Source organism: Stenotrophomonas sp. P5_A8 (assembly GCF_056400545.1).
The window spans coordinates 1-7,579 of the sequence record NZ_JBFULB010000184.1 but is presented as its reverse complement, the minus strand read 5'-3'; the positions used below and the strand labels follow the sequence as shown (position 1 = coordinate 7,579).

The following is a 7,579-nucleotide window of genomic DNA, read 5'->3' as shown; positions in this document are numbered from 1 at the left end:
GTCGTAGTCCCAGGTCGAGGTCACGTGGCCGCGCAGGCCGGCAGTGCCCTTGAAGAAGTCGACCTTCTGCGAGCTCTTGTCGTTGCCGTAGCCGATGAAGGCGCGCACGCCCACGCCGCCACCGAAGTTGGACGAAGCCAGGTTGGCCGGGATCAGCGGACTGCCGCGCAGGTAGTCCAGCGACAGCTGGCGATACCCGATCTGATCGGATTCGCGGCGGCTGCCCAGCAGTTCGAAGTACGCTTCGGCGTCGCCCATCACGCCCAGGTCCAGGCCGCCCTGCAGGAACAGGGTATGGGTCTCGGCGCCGGAGATCAGCGAGCGGTTCAGCGTGCGGGGATCGAAGGTGTCGCGGATGTTGCTGTTGGTGGTCTGGCCACCGCCCACGCCTTCGAAACCGACCAGGCCGGTGCTGATCGCCGAATTCGGGCGCCAACGGTTGAAGGTGGTGCCCCGCGCCCCTGCGGCGGCAACGCCGGTCAGGTTCTGGGTACCGATGGTGTTGATGGTGACGCCGTTGGAGCCGGTGCCGGTGATCGGATAGCACTTCGGCTGACCGGTCAGCGGATCGATGGTGTCACCACTGCCCCACGGGCCGCCATTGGCAGCGCGGCGGTAGTCCGTGTTGCAACGGGTCCAGTCGCGGTCGTTGAGGCTCAGTGCGTCGCGGTTGTAGTACTCATACGAGCCGGAGATGTGACCGGAGGCGCCGGTCTTGCCGGCAACGATCGCATAGCGGCGCTCTTCACCGCCGCCGCCATCGGTGGCGGTCTGGCGCGCTTCGAAGGTAACGCCGTCGATCTTGCTCTTGGTGATGATGTTGATGACGCCGGCGACCGCGTCGGAGCCGTAGACGGACGAAGCGCCGTCCTTCAGCACTTCCACGCGATCGACGATGGCGTCGGGCAGCACGTTCAGGTCGGTCGCGCCGACCGAGCCACGCGAACCGGCCGGTGCGATGCGGCGGCCGTTCATCAGGATCAGGGTGCGGGTCGGGCCGAGGCCACGCAGGCCCACGGTGTTGGCGCCAGGGCCGCCGTTGGTGACGTAGCCGCCGTACGCATTGTTGATCTGCGCCGAACCAGCGGTGATTCCGGTGCTCTGCAGCACGCCAGCGGTCGACTGGAAGCCCGCCAGGGTGGTCTCTTCACGCGTGATGACCTGAACCGGCGACACCGAGTTGAACACGTCGCGGCTGATGCGCGAGCCGGTCACGGTGACGGCTTCAAGATTGGTGGCGGCGGTCTTTTCGGCAGACTTGCCCTGCACCTGATCTGCGCTCTGGGCGAAGGCCGGCGTGCCTGCGGTGAACAGCACGGCCGTAGCCAGTGCGAAGCTCAGCGGATTCCGGCTGAGCGACTTGCGATTCATCATGTTTGGATCCCCTTGAACTAGCGTTTGCGTAAAACACCRGCGGCATTGCACCCCTGGCGTCTCCCTGTGCCTTGGAACGGGACTGGAGCATCTATGCCCCTCCCGCAATCAGCTTCACAAGCCGATGACGCGAGGTTAACACGGGCTTAACATTGGATGTCAAGCATTCATCAAGAGGTCATAGAGACAGGGTAGGCAAAGGAGGGTTGAGAGGATCGTTTTCGGCGCAAGTGATTGATTGATAGACGATATATTTGTTTCATTTGAAATTATTTCGACGAGTAATCGTGGCCTGCCTCTGACGAGGACATGAAAATCGTTCGATTTTCATTCAGTTTCAGGTGCGAGCGCCATCCCTGGATGCGGTCCGTCAACGCGGCTCAAAACCCTGTCACCGGTCACCAGCGCGCGCTGGTCAGAGGGGCCCACCACCCTCTACGGTCGTCTCCGAGTGCAGCCAACCGGCACCGTTGTGCGGGCGGCACAAACAGGGATCGGCGTCGGACAAGGTTGTATAGTCACCGGTTCCATGCGTTTTCCCCGGAGTCATGCAGTGAGCAGCAGCCAGACGCGTCGCCCCCACGCCAGCCAGGTGCAGAAGGGTCTCAGCCCGCATCCGCGCATCCGCAACGTGATCGCGGTCGGCTCGGGCAAGGGCGGGGTGGGCAAGTCCACCACGGCGGTGAACCTGGCGGTGGCGCTGGCCAGCCTCGGTGCGCGCGTGGGTCTGCTGGACGCGGACATCTACGGCCCCAGCGTGCCGGCGATGCTGGGCCTGAGTGGTCGTCCGGAGAGTCCGGACAACAAGTCGATCGAGCCGATGCGCGCGTTCGGCGTGGAGACCATGTCGATCGGCTACCTGATCGAGGACGAGACGCCGATGATCTGGCGCGGTCCGATGGCCACCTCGGCGATGACGCAGTTCTTCAACGACACCCTCTGGGACGATCTGGATTACCTGCTGATCGACCTGCCGCCGGGCACCGGCGACATCCAGCTGACCCTCACCCAGAAGATTCCGCTGGCCGGTGCGGTGATCGTCACCACGCCGCAGGACATCGCCACGCTGGATGCGAGGAAGGCGCTGAAGATGTTCGAGAAGGTGGAGGTGCCAGTGCTGGGCATCGTGGAGAACATGGCCGTGCACACCTGCAGCAACTGCGGCCAGGTGGAGCATCTGTTCGGCGAGGGCGGCGGTGAGCGCATGGCCGCGCAGTACGGGGTGCCGTTGCTGGGCTCGCTGCCGTTGGAAATCGGCATCCGCGAGCAGGGCGATGCCGGCACGCCGATTACCGCTGCCGCGCCGGCATCGCTGGCTGCGCAGGCCTACGTGCACGCCGCACAGCGGCTGATCGAGGAAGTGGCCAAGCGCCCGCGCGCCAGCATCCCGATCCTGTCCTCGCTGATCTGAGTCATTGCCGCCACGATCGTGGTCGGCACGGCACAAGGCCCGGCACTGCCGGGCCTTGTCGCATCAGGGGCAGGGCAGCGGGTGGCAGTCGCCGCTGGTCGCGGCCGGGGTGGCTGTTTAGAATCGTGGCCCGGGCGCCCGTTGGCGGTGCCGTTCCTTATCGCACCCAGGACCCCCCATGAGCATCAAGAGTGACCGCTGGATCCGTCAGATGGCCGAACAGCAGGCGATGATCGAGCCGTTTGAAGCCGGCCAGGTCAAGCAGGCCAACGGCCAGCGCATCGTCAGCTATGGCACCTCCAGCTACGGCTATGACGTGCGCTGCTCGCGCGAGTTCAAGGTGTTCACCAACATCAACTCCACCATCGTCGATCCCAAGCACTTCGACCCGGGCAGCTTCGTGGATATCGTGGGCGACGAGTGCATCATCCCGCCGAATAGTTTTGCGCTGGCGCGCACGGTGGAGTACTTCCGCATCCCGCGCGACACCCTGGTGGTGTGCCTGGGCAAGAGCACCTATGCGCGCTGCGGGATCATCGTCAACGTGACGCCGCTGGAGCCGGAGTGGGAAGGGCATGTGACCCTGGAATTCAGCAACACCACGCCGCTGCCGGCGCGCATCTATGCCAACGAAGGCGTGGCCCAGATGCTGTTCTTCCAGGCCGACAAGGACGATATCTGCGAGACCTCCTACAAGGACCGCGGCGGCAAGTACCAGGGCCAGACCGGCGTCACCCTGCCGCGGACCTGATGACCACGCGGGTGGCGCGGCGCACCTGATCAATCCCCGGGCGTGCTGCGGCGTCCCGGCCTGGTAGAGCCGACCGTTGGTCGGCTGCCTCTGCGGTTACCGTTACCCATCAATGATGGCGACCACAAAAAAAGCGCGGAGTACTCCGCGCTTTTTTGTGGCTTGGTCCGAGTGCGGCAGGGTAACCGGAAAGCAGCGGACCAAAAGCAGCGGACCAACGGTCCGCTCTACTTGCCGCGGCCGAACAGCAGCCCGATGCCCACCGCCACCAGCACCACCGGCCACCAGGTGAGGATCAGCTTCCCCATGTTCATGTTGGTCCAACCGAGATTGCTGGCCAGCAGGAACAGGCCGACGAGGATCAGGACGATGGCAGCGACGAGGTTGGAACGCATCAGGGGCAGGGTCCGTTAGGGCTGGGGCGAATATCCTAGCCGTTCCTTCCACAGCGCGACACGTTGGGTCAGTACCTCCGGATCGTAACGGTGCGCCTGACCCTGGCCCCAGACCGGTCCCGGCCAGGCCGGATCGCCGACGTGGCGGCCGATCACGTGGAAATGCAGCTGGCGCACGATGTTGCCCAGCGCCCCGATGTTGATCTTCTCCACGCCATCGGTGCCCTTGAGCGCCTTGCACGCCCGGTTCAACTCCGTGCGCAGCTTGTCCTGCTGATCGCCATCGAGGTCGATCCACTCGGTGATGCCGGCCAATCGAGGCACCAGGATCAACCACGGGTACCGCTCGTCGTTCATCAACCGCACTTGGGACAACGGCCCTTCTGCTACCAGAACGCTATCGGTGGCCAGGCGTGAATCCAGTTCGAACTCGCTCATCCAAGATGCTCCGCTAAGAAGTCCAGGGTGCGTTTCAGCGCCAGGGCGGCGCTGTCTGGATCATACGCATGTCCGACGCTGCGGTTGAAGCCATGGTCGGCCGGGTACACGAACGTCGGCATCTGCGGCAGCTTCTGGCGGTGGGCGGCGATGGCTTCTGGTGGAATGCTCTTGTCCTGCGCGCCGAAGTGGAACATCACCGGCGCCTTGGGCGTCTCATCCAGGAACTGCACGTTGCGCGCCCCGTAGTAGCTGACCGACGGCAGGCCCAGTCGCAGCGCCGAGAGCAGGGCGATGCTGCCGCCCCAGCAATAGCCGACGGTGCCAACCTTGCCGGCCGGCGCCAGCCGGGACGCGGCGGCGCGGACGATCTCCAGCGCCTTCTCCACCCCCAGCGCATTGACCCGTTCCAGCCCCTGCTTCACCCCCTCCGGGTCGTAGGGCAGGGCGTCCGGATCGGCGTCCACCCCGTCGATGAGATCGAAGAACGACGGCGCCAGCACCGCGTAACCGGCGGCGGCAAAGCCTTCGGCGACCTCGCGCACGTGCGGGTTGACCCCGAAGATCTCCTGGATGACCACCAGCCCGCCGCGAGGCTTGCCGTCCGGGGTGGCCTGCCAGGCGCGGACCGGACCGTGATGCGTATCGAGCGTGACCCACTCACCCATGATGCAGGACTCCTGTTGGTTCATGCGTTCATTATCCGGTCCCGGCGGGTTAGCGCGATGTCAGGGGCGGTGCCGGATCTGGCGGCATCGGCCGAACGCGATTCAGGGCGTGGCCCGCAACGCCGGTATACTTGCCGCCGTTTCCGGCCCCAGGTCCCCACGCCATTCCGGCATGGGCCCAGGCCCCCAGAGTCCCGCGATTCCATGTCCCAGCTGAACCCCAAAGTCGGTTTCGTCAGCCTTGGCTGCCCGAAGGCCCTCGTCGATTCCGAGCGCATCCTCACCCAGCTGCGGTCCGAGGGCTACGACATCGTGCCCTCCTACGATTCGGCCGATGTGGTGGTGGTCAACACCTGCGGCTTCATCGATTCGGCCGTGACCGAGTCGCTGGACGCGATCGGCGAGGCGATGAACGCCAACGGCAAGGTGATCGTCACCGGCTGCCTGGGCAAGCGTCCGGAGCAGATCCGCGAGGCCTATCCGAACGTGCTGGCCGTGTCTGGCCCGCAGGACTACCTGAGCGTGATGGAAGCCGTGCATGCCGCGCTGCCGCCCAAGCACGATCCGTTCGTGGACCTGGTGCCCGACTACGGCATCAAGCTGACCCCGCGCCACTACGCCTACCTGAAAATTTCCGAAGGCTGCAACCACAAGTGCAGCTTCTGCATCATTCCCTCGATGCGCGGCAAGCTGGTCTCGCGTCCGGTCGATGAGGTGCTGCGCGAAGCCGAGCGGCTGGTGCGCGGTGGGGTGAAGGAACTGCTGGTGGTGTCGCAGGACACCTCGGCCTATGGCGTGGATGTGAAATATGCCGAGCGCATGTGGCGCGACAAGGCCTACCAGACACGGCTGAAGGCGCTGTGCGAAGGCCTGTCCGAACTGGATGCCTGGACCCGCATGCATTACGTCTACCCGTACCCGCACGTGGATGAGATCGTGCCGCTGATGGCCGAAAACCGGATACTGYCGTACCTGGACATTCCGTTCCAGCACGCCAGCCCGCGCATCCTCAAGCTGATGAAGCGCCCCGGTGCGGTCGACAAGACCCTGGAGCGCGTGCAGCGCTGGCGCCAGCTGTGCCCGGACATCACCGTGCGATCGACCTTCATCGTCGGCTTCCCCGGTGAGACCGATGCCGAGTTCGAAGAGCTGCTGGCGTTCCTGGACGAGGCGCAGCTGGACCGCGTCGGCGCGTTCGCCTACTCGCCGGTCACCGGCGCCACCGCCAACGACCTGCCCGGTGCGGTGCCTGAGGAAGTGAAGCAGGAGCGACTGGCCCGCTTCATGGAACGCCAGGCGGAGATCTCCGCCGCGCGCCTGGAATCCAAGATCGGCAGCGTGCAGCAGTGCCTGGTCGATGCGATCGAGGACGGCATCGCGGTGGCCCGCTCCAAGGCCGACGCGCCGGAAATCGACGGGCTGGTGCATATCCAGAACGCCGAAGAGGCCAAGCTGCGCGTGGGTCAGTTCGTCGATGTCGACATCACCGAGAGCGACGACCACGATCTGTTCGGTGACGCGATCATCGTTGCCGGCGCGCGCAAGCCGTTCGACCTGCAGGTGTTGTGACCGCCGCGGCGTCCGCCGAGACCGGCGGTCGCCGCCGCTTCGTCGCGCCGCCGCGTGCTGCGGTGGACGCGATGTGCTTCGCGCAGCCGCTCTACGCAGGGCTGCGCGAGGTCCAGGATCTGCTGACGGCGGCCGACTGGCCGAGCGTCCGGATGCTCGACGCACGCCTCTGCCTGCCGCACCGGCATCTGGTCGAACAGGACGCGGCATTGCTGGCCGACGGCCTGCATTACGAAGTGCGCATTGCCGAACGTGGCCAGATCGCCACGCGTGCGGACAACTGGCACGACCTGTTCAACGCCCTGATCTGGGCGCGCTACCCGGCCATCAAGCAGGCCCTCAACAAGCAGCAGTGCCGCCACATCGCGGCGATGCCTTCCGGGCAGCGCAACCGTGCGCAGGCGGCGCTGACCCAGTTCGACGAAACCGGCGTGATCGTGCGCGTGCGCGATCCGGCGCTGCTGGAGGCATGGGACCGGCATGACTGGTCGGCGCTGTTCGTCGACGGGGCAGGCGCATGGCGCGAGGGCGACATCGCGGTGGCGGCCGTGATCGGCCATGCGTTGATGGAACAGGCGCTGTCGCCCGGGCGGCTGCTGGTAGGCAAAGGTGTGGTGGTGCAGGGCGATGATGACGCGCGCGCTGTCGCGCAGGTGGCGGCGCTGATCGAGCGCGGACGCCTCCTCAGCGATCCACTGGAGCTGCGGCCGCTCCCGCTGATGGGCATCCCCGGCTGGCATGCAGGCCAGGATGCCGCGTTTTACCAGCAGGCCGGGTATTTCCGCCCCGCGCGCGCGGGAAGGAACTATCCCGCGCCATCAACCGGGTAGAGCCGGGCCATGCCCGGCTGGCCGCGCGCAGCGCGGCAATGATCGCAGGCGGGTAGAGCCGGGCCATGCCCGGCTAGCCGCGCGCAGCGCGGCAACGATCGCAGGCGGTAGAGCCGGGCCATGCCCGGCTGGCCGTGCTACCG

Annotated in this window: 8 protein-coding genes; 4 read left to right on the top strand and 4 right to left on the bottom strand. The window is 65.9% G+C overall.

Translation table 11 applies throughout. The features are described 5' to 3' along the window. A partial coding sequence (locus AC1DQP_RS13265; protein WP_478051767.1) for a TonB-dependent receptor plug domain-containing protein occupies positions 1-1,371 on the bottom strand: 1,371 nt, incomplete at its 3' end. Between the two features lie 556 nt (positions 1,372-1,927). Here AC1DQP_RS13265 and apbC point away from each other — a divergent pair. Next, on the top strand, positions 1,928-2,785 hold the full coding sequence (apbC, locus tag AC1DQP_RS13260) for an iron-sulfur cluster carrier protein ApbC (RefSeq protein WP_256777716.1): 858 nt from the start codon (positions 1,928-1,930) through the stop codon (positions 2,783-2,785). Positions 2,786-2,963: 178 nt separating this feature from the next. Beyond that, positions 2,964-3,536 (top strand): dCTP deaminase, encoded by a 573-nt coding sequence (gene dcd, locus AC1DQP_RS13255; RefSeq protein WP_038687170.1) that lies wholly within the window; start codon positions 2,964-2,966, stop codon positions 3,534-3,536. Positions 3,537-3,763: 227 nt separating this feature from the next. Here the strand turns inward: dcd and AC1DQP_RS13250 are convergent, their stop codons facing one another. The 3 genes from AC1DQP_RS13250 to AC1DQP_RS13240 are packed head-to-tail and all read right to left on the bottom strand — an operon-like array spanning position 3,764 to position 5,037. Further along, positions 3,764-3,931 carry a LiaI-LiaF-like domain-containing protein gene (locus tag AC1DQP_RS13250; protein ID WP_019182647.1) on the bottom strand — a complete coding sequence of 56 codons (168 nt, stop codon included), beginning with the start codon at positions 3,929-3,931 and terminating at the stop codon, positions 3,764-3,766. A gap of 15 nt (positions 3,932-3,946) precedes the next feature. Further along, complete coding sequence (locus AC1DQP_RS13245; protein ID WP_256774602.1) at positions 3,947-4,369, bottom strand: HIT domain-containing protein; 423 nt, start codon at positions 4,367-4,369, stop codon at positions 3,947-3,949. Beyond that, positions 4,366-5,037 (bottom strand): dienelactone hydrolase family protein, encoded by a 672-nt coding sequence (locus tag AC1DQP_RS13240; protein WP_457320867.1) that lies wholly within the window; start codon positions 5,035-5,037, stop codon positions 4,366-4,368. The genes AC1DQP_RS13245 and AC1DQP_RS13240 overlap by 4 nt, the downstream gene beginning before the upstream one ends. Before the next feature lie 204 nt (positions 5,038-5,241). Between AC1DQP_RS13240 and rimO the strand changes: the two genes are divergently transcribed. Then, positions 5,242-6,606, top strand: coding sequence for a 30S ribosomal protein S12 methylthiotransferase RimO (rimO, locus tag AC1DQP_RS13235; protein ID WP_478051766.1), 1,365 nt, complete (start codon positions 5,242-5,244; stop codon positions 6,604-6,606). Beyond that, on the top strand, positions 6,603-7,436 hold the full coding sequence (locus AC1DQP_RS13230) for a DUF3025 domain-containing protein (RefSeq protein WP_457320871.1): 834 nt from the start codon (positions 6,603-6,605) through the stop codon (positions 7,434-7,436). The genes rimO and AC1DQP_RS13230 overlap by 4 nt, the downstream gene beginning before the upstream one ends. The last annotated feature ends 143 nt before the right edge of the window (positions 7,437-7,579 follow it).

What these genes read in the sequence shown, in the direction of transcription:
- dcd (WP_038687170.1), top strand. Translation starts at nt 2,964, where the DNA reads ATGAGCATCAAGAGTGACCGCTGGATCCGTCAGATGGCCGAACAGCAG.
- AC1DQP_RS13250 (WP_019182647.1), bottom strand. Translation starts at nt 3,931, where the DNA reads ATGCGTTCCAACCTCGTCGCTGCCATCGTCCTGATCCTCGTCGGCCTG.
- AC1DQP_RS13245 (WP_256774602.1), bottom strand. Translation starts at nt 4,369, where the DNA reads ATGAGCGAGTTCGAACTGGATTCACGCCTGGCCACCGATAGCGTTCTG.
- AC1DQP_RS13240 (WP_457320867.1), bottom strand. Translation starts at nt 5,037, where the DNA reads ATGGGTGAGTGGGTCACGCTCGATACGCATCACGGTCCGGTCCGCGCC.